This window comes from Streptomyces sp. NPDC015532 (assembly GCF_043078065.1).
GTDB lineage: Bacteria > Actinomycetota > Actinomycetes > Streptomycetales > Streptomycetaceae > Streptomyces.
The window spans coordinates 99,473-115,565 of sequence record NZ_JBIBSY010000010.1; the positions used below are offsets into that span (position 1 = coordinate 99,473).

Below are 16,093 nucleotides of genomic sequence, written 5' to 3' on the forward strand. Positions count from 1 at the left end.
ATGTCCTTCGCACCCGTGCTCCGCGCGGAATGGATCAAGATCCGGACGTTGCGCTCGCTCACCTGGGGACTGCTCGCCGTCCTCCTGGCCACGGTCGCGTTCTCGGCGCTCGCCGGACTCGACGACTCCGGCGACGCGGACTTCGACCCGCTCTTCTCGACCTTCTTCGGTGTCAGTTTCGGCCAGATCGCGGCCATCACCTTCGGAGCCCAGGCTGTCTCGGCCGAATACCAGGGCGGCGCGCTCCGCGTCTCGCTGGCGGCGGTTCCCGACCGGGGACGCTGGTTCCTGGCGAAGACGGTGGCGATCGCCGTACCGGCCCTGGGGATCGGCCTGGTCACGGGGGTTCTCAGTCTGGTCGTCGGGACGTCCGTGCTCGGTTCCCGTGCCGACGCCCTGACCTGGACGGCGGAGCTCAGGGGCGTGGTCGGCTGCGCCGTCTACCTGTGCTTGATGGCCCTGTTCGCGGCGGGTCTGGCGGCCGTCCTGCGCAGCGGGGTCGCCACGCTGAGCATCCTGATCCCGTTCCTCCTGATCGTGTCCTTCGTCGTGGGGGGAGCCTCGGCGGGCGTGGCGGACTTTCTGCCGGACAAGGCCGGACAGACGGTCCTGCACGCGTCGTGGGACGGCGCTCTGGGACCCTGGAGCGGGCTCGCCGTGACGGCCCTGTGGACCGCCGCGGCCCTGGGCGCGGGGGCGTGGTGCGTCCGGCGCAGGGACGCATGAGCGCACTGGCTTCCTGACGCCTCACCAATTGTCAGTGGTGGCGGCTTTACTGGACGTCATGACCATCGCGCAGCATCTCGCCACGATCGACCGGCTGTGCGCCGAGGATTTCCCCACGGTGCACGGTGGGTCGGTGGCCGGGTCGTACGGCGCTCCCGGGGAACCCGGTTTCCATGTGGTCGAGTTGGAGCGGAGCGGCGGTTTCGCGGGGGAGCCGCACGGCGAACGGGAAGCGGCCGAGCAGTACGAGGCGCAACGGGAGGCTCTCGCGCAGCGGCTCGCGGACCGGTGGGGGGAGCCGCACTGGATAGGTCTCGACGGGCTGTTCCTGCGCGCACAGCAGGGCGACGAGCGCATACCCGAGCCCTGGGCCTCCCTCGGTTCGCACATGAGGAACGCGCAGGTGTGGCGGGCGGACGCCACCGGCCGCTGGGTCGCACTCGGCATCTCCCGGCTCGGCGAGGGCCAGGAGTTCAGGCTGCTGGCGCTGATCACGGAGACGGACCCGCCCTGACGCGGTGAGCGCGGAGGCGGACCTGCTCCGAGGTCGTGATCGCGTCGGCGTGACCGGCGTGACCGGCGTGACCGGCGTGACACGGAGAAGCGGAGACCGTCCCGTTCGGGACCCGATCAGGTGTCGAGGCGACCGCACACCTCGGCGACCAGGCTGTCGGCGTCGTCGAGCGCGGCGGCCAGTGTCTCCGGGGTGGTACCGAGCGCGGAGAACAGGGTGTGGGTCCGTCCGGCGAACTCCGGTGGGGCGACCGCGAGTTCTCCCGCCGCCCGGACCGCCCCCTTCTCGTTGAGCACCCAGTGCCGGGCCTGGGCATGGAGGGCATGCGTGAGCAGTCCGACCGCACGGAAGAGGCAGCCGGAGACGTAGAAGACATCGCCGCGCACAGCCCCCTTGCGGGCGCCCGTGAGGATGAACGGTGCCTCCCATCGCGCGTTGTCCATGAGCGCATCGCGCAGCGGCTCGGGGTAGTGGCGCGTCCGCTCCCGCAGGCTCCGAAGCTCACTGCGGGGGTCGGCGAGGATCTGTCCGACGGCCAGCTCACCGGCGTAGGCGTGGGAGTACACACCCAGGGGATGTCCTGGCTGGGCACCGATCTCGAACCGCCCGGCGAGGCACTGCCGCCAGACGCGGTGGACGCGGTCCAGGTCACGGTAGATCCAGTCGACCCGGTGACCGTCGACGGTCAGCCAGCCGCCCCCGTCCACCCACGGCCCCCAGCCGCCCGGCTCGGTCACCTCCACCGGGCCACCGGCCAGTCGGGCCGCGAGCCGGCGCAGAGCCGCGGTGTCCAGCGGCGGCCGGTAGTAGAGGCCCAGATCGAAGTCGGAGTCAGGAGCGTGCGTGCCGCCGGCCCGGCTGCCGCCCAGACACACACCGACGACGCCGTCGACCTCGGCCAACCGGTTCGCGATCTCCGTCAGTCGCTCCATACCCCGGATTCTGCCGAGGCGCGTTTCCGTCCGCGACCTGTTTCCTCGCCGCTCCACATCACCGGAGAACGCCGAGAGGCCGACCGCGACGGCATCGGTACGAGCAGCCGGTCGCGGGCGGCCTCCAGGTCCGCTCGAGCGAGGTGGGTCAGAGGATCGACCCGGGCGTGTAGCCCGCGGCCTCCGGGTGCTGCTTCACGATCTCCTCGACGCGGGCGACGACGACGGCCACCTGGTCGGCCGCCGCTCCCGTGAAGGACAGCTTGTCGGCCATCAGCTCGTCGAGCCGCGCACGGTCCAGCGGGATCCGCTCGTCCGCGGCGAGCTTGTCGAGCAGCTCGTTGCGCTCGGCGCCCTGCTCGCGCATGGCCAGGGCGGAGGCGACGGCGTTCTCCTTGATCGCCTCGTGGGCGACCTCACGGCCGACACCGGCGCGCACGGCGCCCATGAGGACCTTGGTCGTCGCGAGGAACGGCAGGTAGCGGTCCAGCTCGCGGGCGACGACGGCCGGGAAGGCGCCGAACTCGTCGAGGACGGTCAGGAAGGTCTCCAGCAGACCGTCCAGCGCGAAGAACGCGTCCGGCAGCGCGACCCGGCGCACCACCGAACAGGACACGTCGCCCTCGTTCCACTGGTCGCCGGCCAGTTCGCCGGTCATCGACGCGTAGCCGCGCAGGATGACCATCAGACCGTTGACGCGCTCGCAGGAGCGGGTGTTCATCTTGTGCGGCATCGCGGAGGAGCCGACCTGGCCGGGCTTGAAGCCCTCGGTGACCAGCTCGTGCCCGGCCATGAGCCGGATCGTCTTGGCGGTCGAGGACGGGGCGGCGGCGAGCTGCACCAGCGCGGTCACGACGTCGTAGTCCAGGGAGCGCGGGTAGACCTGGCCCACGGAGGTGAAGGCCTGCGTGAAGCCGAGGTGCCCGGCGATCCGCCGCTCCAGGTCCGCGAGCTTGGCCGCGTCGCCGCCCAGCAGGTCGAGCATGTCCTGGGCCGTGCCGACCGGGCCCTTGATGCCGCGCAGCGGGTAGCGGGCGAGCAGCTCCTCGAGGCGGCCGTACGCGACGAGCATCTCGTCCGCGGCGGTCGCGAAGCGCTTGCCCAGAGTGGTGGCCTGTGCGGCCACGTTGTGCGAGCGGCCGGCCATGACGAGCTCGGCGTACTCGCCGGCGAGCTTGGCCAGCCGGGCGAGGACCGCCACCGTACGGTCGCGCATCAGTTCGAGGGAGAGCCGGATCTGCAGCTGTTCGACGTTCTCGGTGAGGTCGCGGGACGTCATGCCCTTGTGCACGTGCTCGTGGCCGGCGAGGTCGTTGAACTCCTCGATCCGCGCCTTCACGTCGTGCCGGGTGACCTTCTCGCGCTCGGCGATGGAGGCGAGGTCGACCTGGTCGAGGACGCGCTCGTAGTCGGCGACGGCGGCGTCCGGCACCTCGATCCCGAGGTCCTTCTGGGCCCGCAGCACGGCGAGCCAGAGCTGACGCTCCAGCTTGACCTTCTGCTCGGGGGACCAGAGAGTGGCGAGCTCGGCGGAGGCGTAACGTCCGGCGAGGACGTTGGGGATTCGGGGCTTTGCAGGCGCGGCAGTCACGTGCATGGAGCATACCGGCTGTCCGGCGTGACTCCTGATATGTCCGAGGCGTCCCGGATGCGCAGGTCGCGGCGGAGCGGCACCCCCCGGCGGACCGGGGCGTGCGTGAGAGGTGCGGGGACGGGACGGAGGTGTCGCGCTCGGCGCGCATCGCAGACCACGTCGTCGCTCCTGCGTCCGCCGGTGACTCCGGCGGATTGACGCTCAACTCCTTTGAACAGAGGGGAGTTGTTCACCGTATGGATGGGTGGATGGTTCGGTGGAACGTTTTCGCAGGGCGGTGCTCAGGACCCGGAACGCGGGGGACGGCTTCCGTAACCGGCCTGTGCGTGGGGATCGGGGTGGGGCTGCTCGCTGCCGACGACAGCGCGCAGACCCCCGTACGTCTTTGAGGTGAACCGGTCGTGGGCGAAGGTGAGCTCTGCCGTGATCAGCTGGTTGCGCTCGTCGTTGACTTCCTCGATCTCCTGCATGAGCTGGGAGTTCTTGGCGCGGAGTGCCGTGTTCGCGTTCCGCGCCTCGTCGAGGGCTCTGGCATGACTGCCGAGTCTGATGGCGGTGACGGTGGCCCTGCGGGCCATGGCTTTCTCTCGCTGGGCGAGGTCCAGCTCGCGCTTGTGCATGTCCAGTTCGAGGCGGCGTCTGTGCTCAGCCATGACGCTGAGATCATGTCGGGTGCGGGCGTCGACCTGCGTCACCGTGTGACGGAGTACGGCCGCAAGTGCCCCGGCCACGCCCATGGTTAACAGGCCGATCCCGACGGTCGCCAACTCCCATGTATGGTGCCAGACACCCGCGCCCACGAATGCCCAGCCGGCTGTGCAGCTGGCGGTGGACGCGGATGCCAGTCTGTACGCCACGTTTCGTTACCCCCTTGCAGTGGCCCCCCGGCTGTCGTCGGCGTCGAGATCCTTCTGGAGCTCGATAGCTTGGACGATGTTCCCGCTGAGCAATGTGCGGATTCTGAGATCAGTGATTCCCCATGCGTCCATGGCCTCCTCCGGGGTGAGTGTTACTGAGGCTACCCTCCGCACCGCGGGCTGAGGCCCGTGTTCCGGCGGAAGCATGCCGCTGTTCACCAACATCTCTCGCTGGTCGAGGCCAAGTACTGACGCCCATGTCGTCAGTTGCGAGGGAAGGGGGAGGGTCCTGCCTTCCAGTGTTCTGCTGATCGTCGTCAGGCTCACTCCAATCGCGATGGCCAGCTGAGCCCGGCCACCGGCTCGTGGGCGTACGTCGTACCCGGCCGCTGTCGCGGCATTTGTGAGGTACTCGCCCACCCTCCTTGCGAGAGCTTGTCGCTCACCGCGGGACTCGTGGGGGGACTCTTCCATGCTCCGCATGTTCCGGAGAGTAGCGCGCGTGTATGCAAGTTGCACGCGACTTGCATGCGTGCATCTTCGCAGGTCAGTAGGCGTTTATGTGTCATGCCAGGCCAAGGGGGACGCCTCGCACTCCAGTTCCCACCAAAAAGTCTCGTCGTGATACCGGCGAAGCAACTTGCGCACGTGTACGCAAGTTGCATATGTTGCATGACTGTGAGTTAGTCGCACGTATGCAAGTCCCTTTGAGGGGACCCTGATTGCACCGCCTCGGCATCGGCTCGACCAGGCTCCGGAGCTGCGAGGCATCTGCGGGGGACGCCTCGAAACCTTCGGACACGACGACCCGGTCATCCGGCGCCCGAGCCCGGCCATGGCCGGAGCGGACCGTCGCAGCACATGCCCACCACAGTTCATCCACTCATGAACGGAGTAGGCCTTGATCGCCGAGGCTAACGCCGCCCCACCGCGGTTCGACACCAGAGAACCGGCCCTTATCGCCCGTGCGCTCGCGGGTGACCGGGACGCGTTCGGGGAGCTCTACGCTCTGCATCACCCCGCGGTCCTGGCCTACGTACAGCGCCGTGTACGCAATCGGCAGGTCGCCGAGGACATCACCGGCGAGACCTTTCTCAACGCCTGGATGAAACGCGAGACTTTCACGTACCGCGGCATCGGCTTCGTGGGGTGGCTGATCACCATCGCCCGGAACAAGGTCATCGACCATTGCAAGAGTGCCCAGCGGCGCGAGTTCGTCGTAGAGGACATGCTCGGCTTCGACGAGGATCTCACGGTCAGCACCGAGGACACCGTATTGATCAGTCTGGACGAGGAGTTGCTGCGCCGGGCTCTGGAGCAACTGCGGCCGCCCCAACGCGAGGTCCTCACACGCCGGTTCCTCATGGAGTTCTCGGTGCTGGAGACGGCACGTCAGATGTCACGGTCCGAAGGCGCGGTGAAGACCCTGCAGTTCCGGGCTCTGGCCAAGCTGCGCAGCGAGTATCTGGGGGTGGCGGCATGACCACCGTGCCTGGGATCCGTTCCGCCGTCGAAGCCAATCTGGCCGAGCAACTCAGTGCTTTCGCCCGGGAGTTCGTTGCCGATCTGGAGGCGCAGGGGCGTCTGGTGGAAGCGGGCGGGGCAGGTGTTCTCGAACGGCTGCGGACGCAGGTCGAGGCGGGGCAGAACTGTCCCGAGGCCTATCACGCGGCCGTCGACACGATCGTCGAGGACTGCGGCTACCCGAGCGAGGTCGCGATGCGGATCGCCACCGCGCTCAACCGCAAGGGACTGATCCCCGGCGACGACGTCGAGCCGAGGCACGAGCGTGCGCCGGCGTCCGTCCCTGACCGCGAGTCGCGAGAGGTCGTCGCCGACGGTGCCGAGCCACGGCACGACCGTGCCCCGGCGCCCGGACCGGACGTCGGGGAAGCTGTTCCCGCGGGCGATGAGTCCGAGCCGCGGCACGATCGCGCTCCCGCGTCCGTGCCGGACCGCGGCGAGCCGGTTTCCGGTGGCGGGGACCCCGAGCCGCGGCACGACCGGGCTTCCGTCGCCTCGCCGCTCGTGCCGCCCGCACGGGGTGCGATCGTCCTGCATCTCGCCGACCGCGGTGCCGGACGGGCCATGGCGGAGCACGGGCCGGCATCGGTGCCGCAACGCGTCGAGGGCCAGGTCCCGCGGGTGCGGCCGGCCTCCGCGCGGTCGCGCCCGGTCGGATGGGGCAGCGCCTCCGCCCGCGCGGTCTCCGTCGCAGCGAGCCTTCAGTCCGACCACCTCGCCCGCCTGGAAGCCATGCAGATCACGGCGGACGGCGAGCGGGTGACGGTGGCGATCAAGGCCACCTGTCTGGACGACTGGGAGTATTGGCTCGACGCGATCGGTGCTCCCCGAAACGTCCGGACCAGGACGGCCGGGCACGCTCAGGTGGCCGCGGGGACGCTCGACGGAGTCGCCGTCCACCTCACCGCGCACGGTGTCCCCGAACTCCTCCAGGAGGCGAGCGACACGGCCGCCGATCCCTTCTTCCTCTGGGGGCGGATCTACGACCTCGGGGTGGGGCAGGTCGACCGCGCCGACCGCATCTGGCTGTCGCTCGGCCGGCGCCAGGACGAACGGGGGATGCCCCTGCTGGTCCTGCGCGGTACGGACGGTCCCCCCTATCCGCTCGCGTCCATCGTCATGGCGCACGGCCCGCTGACGGCGACCCCCCTGCCCTCCGGCGGAATCGCCGGGGACATCGCGTGACCGCAGCCGGGGCGCCGTTCCGGCTGGCTGTTTCTCACTCCTGGTGCACCGCGCCTCTGCATGAGGCGAACCGGGGCGACGCGTCCACACATGCTCACCGTCCGTGTAATGCACCTGGCGCAGAGCGACCCTGGCCTGTTGCAGGCGAGGTTGCTCGGTATGGCTGGTTTCCCACCCTGCCGACAGTCCGTCGCAAGGGTGCCGATGGGGCACATCGGCCCTGATCGGTCCACCGGTGGCGTGTCGGTGCCAAAAGGTACGCACGTGCCTTTGCCCCGGCCACGCCCATGGACAGGTGCCGGCAAGTTCGCCGGGCGGTGCTCTGGGGCGTACTTCTCAGGCCCACGCTTGAGTGCTTGGATGCTGATTCCAGCGGGAACTCCCGGCTGGCCTGTTACTTGCCATCCCCTCCAGGGTGGCGAGACGGCTCCTCTCCATGCTCCGCAAAGCTGGAGGGGCCGTCGGCGGGGCCCGGCGTACGCGCCGGGCCCGGCCGTAGTCCCAGGCGCGTCCACGGTGCTCCCACGCTGTCGAGCGCCCCCTGTGCGCCCTGTGGCGGTCGCGGGGTGAACCGGTAGCGTTCTCCCCTATGCGGAGCATGGGCCGCCGTGTCACTCGCGAGAGCGGCACGGCGGAAGCCGCCCGCCCGGCGCTCGGCCCAGCCTTCGCGGTCACCCTGTTCGGGTCCGCCGGCGGGTGACAGGGGTCGCGGTGCCCGGGGCGTCCCGGTGGATCGTGGACTCAGCCGCCGTGGCCGCCCGTGACGTGATCCTCGTAGGGCAGCAGCTCAGGCCGCTTCGCCGGCCGTCCGTCGCCGGAGGAGCGCCCTGTCAGCCGTCGCCCGATCCACGGCAGCAGATGCTGCCGGGCGAAGCGGGCGTCGGCGGTGCGGCGGGAGGCCCAGCCGGGAGGCGCGGAGGGCGCCGACGGGACGTGCCACTCCGGGTCCTCGGCTTCGTGTCCGAGCGTCTGCCACACGGCTTCCGCGACCCGGCGGTGTCCATCCGCGGTCAGGTGCAGCCGGTCGACGTCCCAGGAGCGGGGGTCGGCGAGCGAGGGGGCTCCGTAGAGGTCGACCACCAGAGCGCCGTGCCGCTCGGCGAGGGCGTCGACGATGGTGAAGAGCTCCTCCATGCGGGGCCGGAAGCGTTCGAGGACCGGACCGTTGCGGCCGGGGCTGCGCATCAGGACGAGCTGCTCGCAGGCCGGGGCGAGCCGCTCCACGGCCTCCTCCAGGAGACCGCGGACGCGTCCCATGTCGACCTTGGGCCGCAGGGTGTCGTTGAGACCGCCCACCAGCGTGATGACATCGGGGCGCATGGCGGCGGCCACGGCCACCTGCTCGTCGACGATCTGCCCGATCAGCTTGCCGCGCACCGCGAGGTTGGCGTAGCGGAAACCGGGCGTCCGGGCGGCCATCCGGGCCGCGAGGAGGTCGGCCCATCCTCGGTAGGAACCGTCGGGCAACAGGTCCGACATGCCCTCGGTGAAGGAGTCGCCGACCGCGACGAGGCTGGTGTATGAGGCATTTATCTGCATGGCGAGAAAGATGGTAACCCGAATACATACCCGTCGGTCGGTCGGACCGTCCCACCGGAGCGGGGGTGACCCCGGCGTCGACCCGGGGTGACCTCGGCGTGGACCGGGGGTGGCCCCGGCGTCGACCGGGAGTGACCCTGGCGCCGAGCGGGCCCCGGGTTCCCGCCGCTCTCCCGCACCGGAGCCCGGGCGTCCCGCCTACGCCGGCTGTCCGAACAGTTCTCTCAGGACGTCCTCCATCGTCACCAGTCCCGTGAGCCGCCCGTCGCTGCCCATGACCGCCGCGAGATGCGTACGACTGCGGCGCATCGCGGTCAGGACGTCGTCCAGCGGGGTGCTCTCGCGGACGCGGGCGATGTGCCGCATGTCCTCCACGCGGAACGGCACCTCGCGAGGGACCGCGTCCAGCGCGTCCTTGACGTGCAGATAACCGACGATCCGGCGCCCCTCGTCCACGACCGGGAAGCGGGAGAACCCCGACTCGGCGGACAACCGCTCCAGCTCCTCCGGAGTGACGCCCACGCGCGCGTAGACGACGCGTTCCACCGGGAGCACGACGTCGTGCACCGGGCGGCGGCCCAGCTCCAGGGCGTCACGCAGCCGCTCCTGGGCACGGTGGTCGATGAGCCCCGCCGCACTGGAGTCCTTGACCAGGCGGGCGAGTTCATCGTCGGAGAAGGTCGCCGCGACCTCGTCCTTCGTCTCGACCCGCAGCAGCTTCAGCAGCCCGTTGGAGAAGGCGTTGACCGCGAAGATCACCGGGCGCAGCGCGCGGGAGAGCGCGACCAGCGGCGGTCCGAGCACCAGTGCCGTGCGGACGGGCTCCGCGAGTGCCACGTTCTTCGGCACCATCTCACCGAGCAGCATGTGCAGATACGTCGCCAGGGTGAGCGCGATGACGAAGGAGACCACGTGGCCCGCGCCGGAGGGGACGCCCACCGCGTGGAACACCGGCTCCAGCAGGTGGGCGATGGCCGGTTCGGCCACGATGCCGAGCACCAGGGTGCACAGCGTGATGCCGAGCTGCGCGGTCGCGAGCAGTGCCGAGACGTGTTCGAGGCCCCACAGAACGCTCCGCGCACGCCGGTCGCCCCGCTCGGCGTGCGGTTCGATCTGGCTGCGGCGCACCGAGATCAGCCCGAACTCGGCACCGACGAAGAAGGCGTTCACGACGAGGGTCGCGAGTCCGATCAGCAGTTGTACGACGGTCATCGCGTGCTCTCCTCGGCGTCGTGCGGGGCGTGCAGCAGCACCCGTGAGGCCCGCCGCCCCGAGGCGTCCACGACATCGAGCCGCCAGTCGTCGGCCACGACGCTGTCGCCCTCGGCGGGGATCCGGCCGAGCTCGGTCGCGATGAAACCGGCCAGGGTCTCGTACGGTCCGTCGGGCACCCGCAGTCCGACCCGGGCGAGCTGGTCGGTACGGGCGAACCCGTCGGCCGAGTACAGCGCCCGGCCCTCGGCGTCCGTGCCGACCGGGGCGAGGTCGGGCGTCTCGTGCGGGTCGTGCTCGTCGCGTACCTCGCCGACGACCTCCTCGACGATGTCCTCCAGGGTGGCGACGCCCGCCGTACCGCCGTATTCGTCGATGACGACGGCCATCGTGCGCTTGCCGGCCAGCCGGTCCAGGAGTCTGTCGACGGTCAGCGACTCCGGTACGAGCAGCGGCTCGCGCATGATCTGCGAGACGGGAGTCTGGGTCCGGTTCGCGGCGGGCACGGTCAGCACGTCCCTGATGTGCGCGACGCCGACGACCTCGTCGAGGGTTTCCTGGTAGACGGGGAAGCGCGAGAGTCCGGTCGCCCGGGTCGCGTTGGCCACGTCCTCGCAGGTCGCCTGGACGTCCAGCGCGATGACCTGGACGCGCGGTGTCATCACGTTCTCCGCGGTGAGGTCGGCGAGGTTCAGGGTGCGCACGAACAGCTCGGCGGTGTCCGGCTCCAGGGCGCCCTCCTTGGCGGAGTGCCGGGCGAGCGCCACCAGCTCCTGGGGCCCGCGGGCGGAGGCCAGCTCCTCGGCGGGTTCGAGGCCGAAGCGGCGTACGACGTGGTTCGCGGTGTTGTTGAGATGGGCGATGAAGGGGCGGAACGCCGCGCTGAACCAGCGCTGCGGCGTCGCCACCCGCTTGGCCACGGCCAGCGGCGAGGAGATCGCCCAGTTCTTGGGCACCAGCTCGCCGACGACCATCAGGAAGACGGTCGACAGCGCCGTACCGATGATCAGCGCCACCGAGTTCGACGCGGAGGGCGGGACACCCAGTGACTCCAGGGGGCCCGCGATGAGCTTGGCGATCGACGACTCGGAGAGCATGCCGACCACAAGGTTCGTCACGGTGATGCCCAGCTGGGCCCCGGAGAGCTGGAAGGTGAGGTTCCGTACGGCCTTGAGGGCTCCGGAGGCGCCGCGCTCGCCGCGCTCCACGGCGCGTTCCAGCTCGCTGCGCTCGACGGTGGTCAGGGAGAACTCGGCCGCCACGAAGCCGCCGCAGGCCAGCGACAGCAGAACTGCGACCAGCAGGAGGAACACTTCGGTCATCGGGTCACCTCCGTCCCATGATCGGCCAGGGACCGGGGGATCGCGCGATGTCCCGGGCCGCCGTGCGCATCACGGCCGCGGGTACGGGGAGGCTCGCCCATGGATGGACGCTCACGCCTTTCGTCGAAGGTACGTTGGTCCAACAAGAGTAAAGGATCGGCAAAGTGACCTTCCCGGGTGGTGACGCCCGACCGGTGCCGGCCGCCCCCGCCGGGTTCGGGGGAGCGACCAATTCCCGGCGGGCGACCGCCCCCGACGACGACCAGGAGTCCTGGCTAGTCGGTGAGCGGCTTCACCCAGCGCCGCCAGTGTTCCTCCGGCGTATACCCGGCGGCCCGCCAGGCATGGTGGGCGGTCTCGTTCCGTTCCAGGACCATGGCGTCCCCGCGCCGTCCCCCGAGCCGGACGAAGCGCTCCTCCGCCGCGGCGAGCAGCGCGGAGCCGATGCCGAGGCGCCGCCGGCCCGGATGGACCGCCAGCCGGTACAGGTGACAGCGCCAGCCGTCGAAGCCGGCGATCACCGTGCCCACCAGCTCCCCGGTGTGCTCCGCGAGCAGGAGCGCCCCGGGGTCCCGGGTGACGAGCCCCTCCATGCCGCCGAGGTCGTCACTGATGCTGGTGCCCTCGGCGGCCACCTTCCAGAAGGCGAGCACGGCGTCGAGGTCCTCGGGCCGGGCGGCCCGTATCCGCAAGTCGGTCATGGTCCGATCCCATCACGCCGACAGGGTGCCGGAACGGCGTTTCCGTCATGCGGACGATCATCGGCCGCTCAGTTCGCGGACCACGGGAGCGAAGGCCTCCAGGTTCGGCTCCAGCACCGTCAGATACGAGAACCCGTAGCGCTCCCGCAGCTCGCGGACCTGGTCGACGAGCTGGTCCACAGCGCCGATCAGGACGATGGGCAGCTCCAGCACCTCCCGCTCGGTCAGATGCGGGAGCCGGGGCAGCCACGGCCGGACCGCGGCGGCGCGGTCGTCGGTGACGGCGACGATCTGGATCAGCAGGTTGAGCTCGGCGGGTTCCTCGCGGGCGGCGGACGCCTTCCGGTGGAGCGCGACCCGTCCGTCGAGCTCGGTGGCCGTGAGCGGTTCCAGCGTGCCGTTCCGTCCGGTGCGCGCTCCCGTGAACGCCGCGATGTCCGCGTGTTCCGCGGCGATACCGAGCATCCGGTCGCCGTTGGCCCCGATCAGCAGGGGTACCCGCGACGGCCCGCCGCTCGGTTGCTCAGGCGCCTTCCCGCCCGGCCACGGAGTGCCGTCGGAGAGTCCGTCCGCGCCCAGTCGGTGCTCCAACTCCTCGACCGTGCGCAGGAGATGATCGACCCGCTCGCGCGGGGTGCCGAAGGGCAGACCCGCCGTCTCGTGTTCGGCCGGTACGTATCCGGTGCCGAGGCCGAGTTCGAGACGGCCGCCCGTCAGCGCGTCCGTGGTGGCCACCTCACGGGCCAGCAGCACGGGGTTCCAGAAGGCCGCGTTGAGCACGAACGTGCCGAGCCGGGGCCGTTGGGTCACCGCCGCCGCGGCGACCAGCGAGGGGAAGGGGGCGGGCATGCCCAGATGGTCCGCCACGGTGATCACGTCGTAGCCGAGTTCCTCGGCGCGACGGCACTTGGCGGCCCACCCGGTGGCGGTCGCCGGGGCGATGAGGCTGACACCGAAACGGAACGGGCGCGACATGAGCCGTCCCTTCCTCGGAGGGACTCGCCCGGGCCGTGCGGACCGGGCGAGCATGGGCCGGTCCCGGCATCAGACGGCCCGGGAACCGGTACGAGCGGGTGGTCCGCTTCCGGGACCTTGGTGGACCGGGAACCGGTGCGAGCGGGTGGTCCGCCTCCAGGACCTTGGTGGACCCGTGCGAGCGGAGGGTCGGTCGTCGGCCCCGGTGGACGGGAGGCAGTGTGAGTGGATGGTCCGCTTCCCGGACCTTGGCGGACCGGGAAACGGTGTGAGCGGGTCGCCCGCCCCCGGACCCTGCTGGACCTGTGCGAGCGGGTGGTCGGTCATCGGCCCTGGTGGACCGGGGAGAGGGCGAGTCGGTGTTGGTCCCCGGTCCTGGGGGACCGGGAAGCGGGGCGGGTCGGTGGTCGTGCCCCGGTCCTGGTGGACCGGGGAGAGGGCGTGGTCACTCGTGCGCGATGGCGGCGAGCACATTCATGCGCGACGCGCGCAGAGCCGGAAGCAGCGCCGCGACGATTCCGACGACGGCCGAGCCGATCACGACCGCGACGATCGTCGTCCAGGGGATGGCGAGCGCCTCCATGCCCTGGAGCGCGAGCACCTGCTGCACGCAGACGCCCCAGATGATCCCCAGCGCCAGCCCGAGGATCGCGCCGAACACGGCGATCACCACGGACTCCAGACGGATCATCCGGCGCAGCTGGCGCCGGCCGAGTCCGATGGCGCGCAGCAGCCCGATCTCACGGGTGCGCTCCACGACGGACAGGGCGAGGGTGTTGACCACACCGAGCACGGCGATGACGATCGCGAGCCCGAGCAGCGCGTACACGAGGTACAGCAGGACGGCGATCTGGTCGTGGACGAGCTTCTTGTAGTCGGCCTGGTCGCGGACCTGGACCTGGGGATACGGCTCCAGGGTCTTCTCCAGCCGGGGGCGCAGCCGGTCCGGGGCGGTGCCCGGGGCCGCGTTCACGTACAGCGCCGAGTCCTGCCCGCCGGGCACGTACTTCTCGATCGTGCCGAAGCCGAAGACGAGTCCGCCCTGCGTCCCGAACCCTCCGCCTCCCTGGTCGGTGAGCGCGCCCACCGTCAGTTCGGTGGTGCGGCCGGCGGGGAACTCGACGGGGATCGTGCTGCCGACCCGCACGTCGTGGTCCTTCGCGAACTGCACGTCCATGGCCATGCGGCCCTCGCCGAGCGCCGCCGCCGTGTCACCCCGCGCGTACGTGATGTGGGCGACGTCGTCGAGCCGCGGATCGTAGGCCGCGGCGGTCGTCTCCACCCGCTTGCCGTCGGGCAGCTTGACCGCGACCGGGGTGAACCGCTGCCTGACGACGAGTCCGACCCCGTCGGTGGCGCGCACCTTGTCCGTGACCTCGTGCGAGAACGGGACGAAATTCGCGTTCTGGAGCACGAAGTCGGCGCCGAGGGTTTTGTCGATCTGCTGGTCGAAGGACTTGCTCATGGACGCGCTGGCCACGGACATTCCGCCGACCAGGGCGAGACCGACCATCAGGGCGGCGGCGGTGGCACCGGTACGCCGAGGATTGCGCAGCGCGTTGCGCTGGCTCATCCGGCCCACCGGGCCGAAGATCGCCGGGAACGCGCCGCCGAGGACGCGGATCACCGGGCGGACGAGCAGCGGCCCGGCGATCACCGTGGCGATCAGTGTCAGGACGACACCGAGTCCCAGCAGTGAGGCCGCGGACGAGGTCGTGTTCGAGGCCGCGCATCCCGCGAGGGCCGCGGCCCCGGCCGCGCCGACGACCCCGCCCACCACGGCCCGTACCCGCAACGGCCTTCCCACGCCCGCGATTTCGGCGTCCGAGAGGGCCGCCATGGGGGAGACGCCCGCCGCACGCCTGGCCGGCAGATAGGCCGCGACGTACGTGACGCCGACCCCGACCACGTACGCCGCCACGGGGGTCGGCCAACCGATCACCATCTCCGTGGACTTGAGGTTCATGCCGAAGGCGGTCATCAGCTTGATCAGCCCGATCGCCAGCCCGATCCCGGCCGCGAGGCCGAGGGTCGAACCGACCAGGCCGAGGAGCAGCGCCTCGGTGAGCACCGACCGGCGGACCTGACGCCGGTCGGCTCCCAGAGCCCGCAGCAGCCCGAGTTCCCGGGTGCGCTGGGCGATCAGCATCGAGAAGGTGTTGACGATGAGGAATATGCCGACGAGCACCGCGATCCCGGCGAAGCCGAGCATCACGTACTTGATGACGTCGAGGAATCCGCCGAGCGCCTCCGCGGAGGACTTCGCCTGCTCCTCGGCGGTCTTCACGTCGTAGGGTCCGCCGCCGAGTTCGGCGGAGACGCGCTGCTTGAGCGTCGCGTCGCCGACACCCGGCGCGGCGTCGACGGAGATGCTCGTGGCGGCGTCGGAGCGGCCGAGCAGCTTCGACTGCGCGGTCGGGGTGTCGAGGAAGATCAGCGCGGCACCGGGGTTGGTGGTGGTGAAGGTGGCGATCCCGACGATGTCCACCTTGAAGGAGCCGGGCTGTGCCTGCACCGTGAGGGTGTCGCCGATGCCGAGGTGCTTCTTGTCGGCGGTGTCCGCGTCGAGCAGTGCCTCATGGCTGCCGTGCGGTGCGTGTCCGGAGGTCAGCTTCACCGGACTGCGTTCGGTGATCTCCCAGTTGGTGACGATGGTGGGGGCGCCGGTCGTCGGTCCGACCGACTTGTTCGCGCTGTCGACGACCGGGGCGTTCTCCACCGACGCGTCCACATGGGTGGCGGCGACTCCTTCGACCCCGGCGAGCCGGTCCGCGAGGGAGGCGGGAACGGTCTCGGCGGCGCCGGTGGGCAGTTGGGACGTCAGGTCGTTCTTCGGCTGCACGGTCACATCGGCCGAGGTGGAGGCGAAGAGTCGGTCGAACGTACGGGTCACCGTGTCCGAGAAGATGAGACTGCCCGCGACGAAGGCCACGGACAGCACGATGGCCAGGGCCGACAGCAGCAGTCGACCTTTGTGCGCGAGAAAGCTTCGCAGTGTCGCCTTGAGCACGA

General features: G+C 70.6%; 14 protein-coding genes. 4 read left to right on the forward strand and 10 right to left on the reverse strand.

Going from position 1 to position 16,093, the window contains the following annotated elements; genetic code table 11:
• Window positions 1-726, forward strand: coding sequence for an ABC transporter permease subunit (locus ACF07B_RS27115; RefSeq protein ID WP_392180844.1), 726 nt, complete (start codon window positions 1-3; stop codon window positions 724-726).
• Between the two features lie 58 nt (window positions 727-784).
• Window positions 785-1,240, forward strand: a complete 456-nt coding sequence (locus ACF07B_RS27120; RefSeq protein WP_392180845.1) for a hypothetical protein — start codon at window positions 785-787, stop codon at window positions 1,238-1,240.
• Between the two features lie 116 nt (window positions 1,241-1,356).
• On the opposite strand, the gene ACF07B_RS27125 is transcribed toward ACF07B_RS27120, so the two are convergent.
• From ACF07B_RS27125 to ACF07B_RS27140, 4 genes are all read right to left on the reverse strand, one after another.
• Complete coding sequence (locus ACF07B_RS27125) at window positions 1,357-2,172, reverse strand: nucleotidyltransferase domain-containing protein (RefSeq protein WP_392180846.1); 816 nt, start codon at window positions 2,170-2,172, stop codon at window positions 1,357-1,359.
• Window positions 2,173-2,320: 148 nt separating this feature from the next.
• Window positions 2,321-3,763, reverse strand: coding sequence for an adenylosuccinate lyase (purB, locus tag ACF07B_RS27130; RefSeq protein ID WP_392180847.1), 1,443 nt, complete (start codon window positions 3,761-3,763; stop codon window positions 2,321-2,323).
• A gap of 284 nt (window positions 3,764-4,047) precedes the next feature.
• Window positions 4,048-4,419, reverse strand: coding sequence for a hypothetical protein (locus ACF07B_RS27135; protein ID WP_362400850.1), 372 nt, complete (start codon window positions 4,417-4,419; stop codon window positions 4,048-4,050).
• A 210-nt stretch (window positions 4,420-4,629) separates the two neighbouring features.
• Window positions 4,630-5,106: a transcriptional regulator gene (locus tag ACF07B_RS27140; protein WP_392180848.1), complete on the reverse strand. Its 477-nt coding sequence runs from the start codon at window positions 5,104-5,106 to the stop codon at window positions 4,630-4,632.
• 418 nt (window positions 5,107-5,524) lie between these two features.
• Here ACF07B_RS27140 and ACF07B_RS27145 point away from each other — a divergent pair, with 418 nt between their 5' ends.
• Window positions 5,525-6,106, forward strand: coding sequence for an RNA polymerase sigma factor (locus tag ACF07B_RS27145; protein WP_369484674.1), 582 nt, complete (start codon window positions 5,525-5,527; stop codon window positions 6,104-6,106).
• Entirely contained in the window at window positions 6,103-7,332 is a 1,230-nt protein-coding gene (locus ACF07B_RS27150) for a BN159_2729 family protein (RefSeq protein ID WP_392180849.1), read from the forward strand. Before ACF07B_RS27145 ends, ACF07B_RS27150 begins: the two co-directional genes overlap by 4 nt.
• Window positions 7,333-8,073: 741 nt before the next feature.
• On the opposite strand, the gene ACF07B_RS27155 is transcribed toward ACF07B_RS27150, so the two are convergent.
• From ACF07B_RS27155 to ACF07B_RS27180, 6 genes are all read right to left on the reverse strand, one after another.
• Complete coding sequence (locus ACF07B_RS27155) at window positions 8,074-8,871, reverse strand: SGNH/GDSL hydrolase family protein (RefSeq protein WP_392180850.1); 798 nt, start codon at window positions 8,869-8,871, stop codon at window positions 8,074-8,076.
• 198 nt (window positions 8,872-9,069) lie between these two features.
• Window positions 9,070-10,083 carry a hemolysin family protein gene (locus tag ACF07B_RS27160; RefSeq protein WP_392180851.1) on the reverse strand — a complete coding sequence of 338 codons (1,014 nt, stop codon included), beginning with the start codon at window positions 10,081-10,083 and terminating at the stop codon, window positions 9,070-9,072.
• Window positions 10,080-11,405: a hemolysin family protein gene (locus ACF07B_RS27165; RefSeq protein WP_384240475.1), complete on the reverse strand. Its 1,326-nt coding sequence runs from the start codon at window positions 11,403-11,405 to the stop codon at window positions 10,080-10,082. Before ACF07B_RS27165 ends, ACF07B_RS27160 begins: the two co-directional genes overlap by 4 nt.
• A 275-nt stretch (window positions 11,406-11,680) precedes the next feature.
• Entirely contained in the window at window positions 11,681-12,106 is a 426-nt protein-coding gene (locus ACF07B_RS27170) for a GNAT family N-acetyltransferase (protein ID WP_392180852.1), read from the reverse strand.
• 57 nt (window positions 12,107-12,163) lie between these two features.
• Window positions 12,164-13,081: an LLM class F420-dependent oxidoreductase gene (locus ACF07B_RS27175; RefSeq protein ID WP_392180853.1), complete on the reverse strand. Its 918-nt coding sequence runs from the start codon at window positions 13,079-13,081 to the stop codon at window positions 12,164-12,166.
• Between the two features lie 445 nt (window positions 13,082-13,526).
• Window positions 13,527-16,091: an ABC transporter permease gene (locus ACF07B_RS27180; RefSeq protein WP_392180854.1), complete on the reverse strand. Its 2,565-nt coding sequence runs from the start codon at window positions 16,089-16,091 to the stop codon at window positions 13,527-13,529.
• Between the last annotated feature and the right edge of the window lie 2 nt (window positions 16,092-16,093).

Bases quoted from the DNA above. Each gene is read 5' to 3' on its own strand.
- ACF07B_RS27115 (WP_392180844.1), top strand. From the start codon at position 1: ATGTCCTTCGCACCCGTGCTCCGCGCGGAATGGATCAAGATCCGGACG.
- ACF07B_RS27120 (WP_392180845.1), top strand. From the start codon at position 785: ATGACCATCGCGCAGCATCTCGCCACGATCGACCGGCTGTGCGCCGAG.
- ACF07B_RS27125 (WP_392180846.1), bottom strand. From the start codon at position 2,172: ATGGAGCGACTGACGGAGATCGCGAACCGGTTGGCCGAGGTCGACGGC.
- ACF07B_RS27135 (WP_362400850.1), bottom strand. From the start codon at position 4,419: ATGGCTGAGCACAGACGCCGCCTCGAACTGGACATGCACAAGCGCGAG.
- ACF07B_RS27140 (WP_392180848.1), bottom strand. From the start codon at position 5,106: ATGCGGAGCATGGAAGAGTCCCCCCACGAGTCCCGCGGTGAGCGACAA.
- ACF07B_RS27150 (WP_392180849.1), top strand. From the start codon at position 6,103: ATGACCACCGTGCCTGGGATCCGTTCCGCCGTCGAAGCCAATCTGGCC.
- ACF07B_RS27155 (WP_392180850.1), bottom strand. From the start codon at position 8,871: ATGCAGATAAATGCCTCATACACCAGCCTCGTCGCGGTCGGCGACTCC.
- ACF07B_RS27160 (WP_392180851.1), bottom strand. From the start codon at position 10,083: ATGACCGTCGTACAACTGCTGATCGGACTCGCGACCCTCGTCGTGAAC.
- ACF07B_RS27165 (WP_384240475.1), bottom strand. From the start codon at position 11,405: ATGACCGAAGTGTTCCTCCTGCTGGTCGCAGTTCTGCTGTCGCTGGCC.
- ACF07B_RS27170 (WP_392180852.1), bottom strand. From the start codon at position 12,106: ATGACCGACTTGCGGATACGGGCCGCCCGGCCCGAGGACCTCGACGCC.
- ACF07B_RS27175 (WP_392180853.1), bottom strand. From the start codon at position 13,081: ATGTCGCGCCCGTTCCGTTTCGGTGTCAGCCTCATCGCCCCGGCGACC.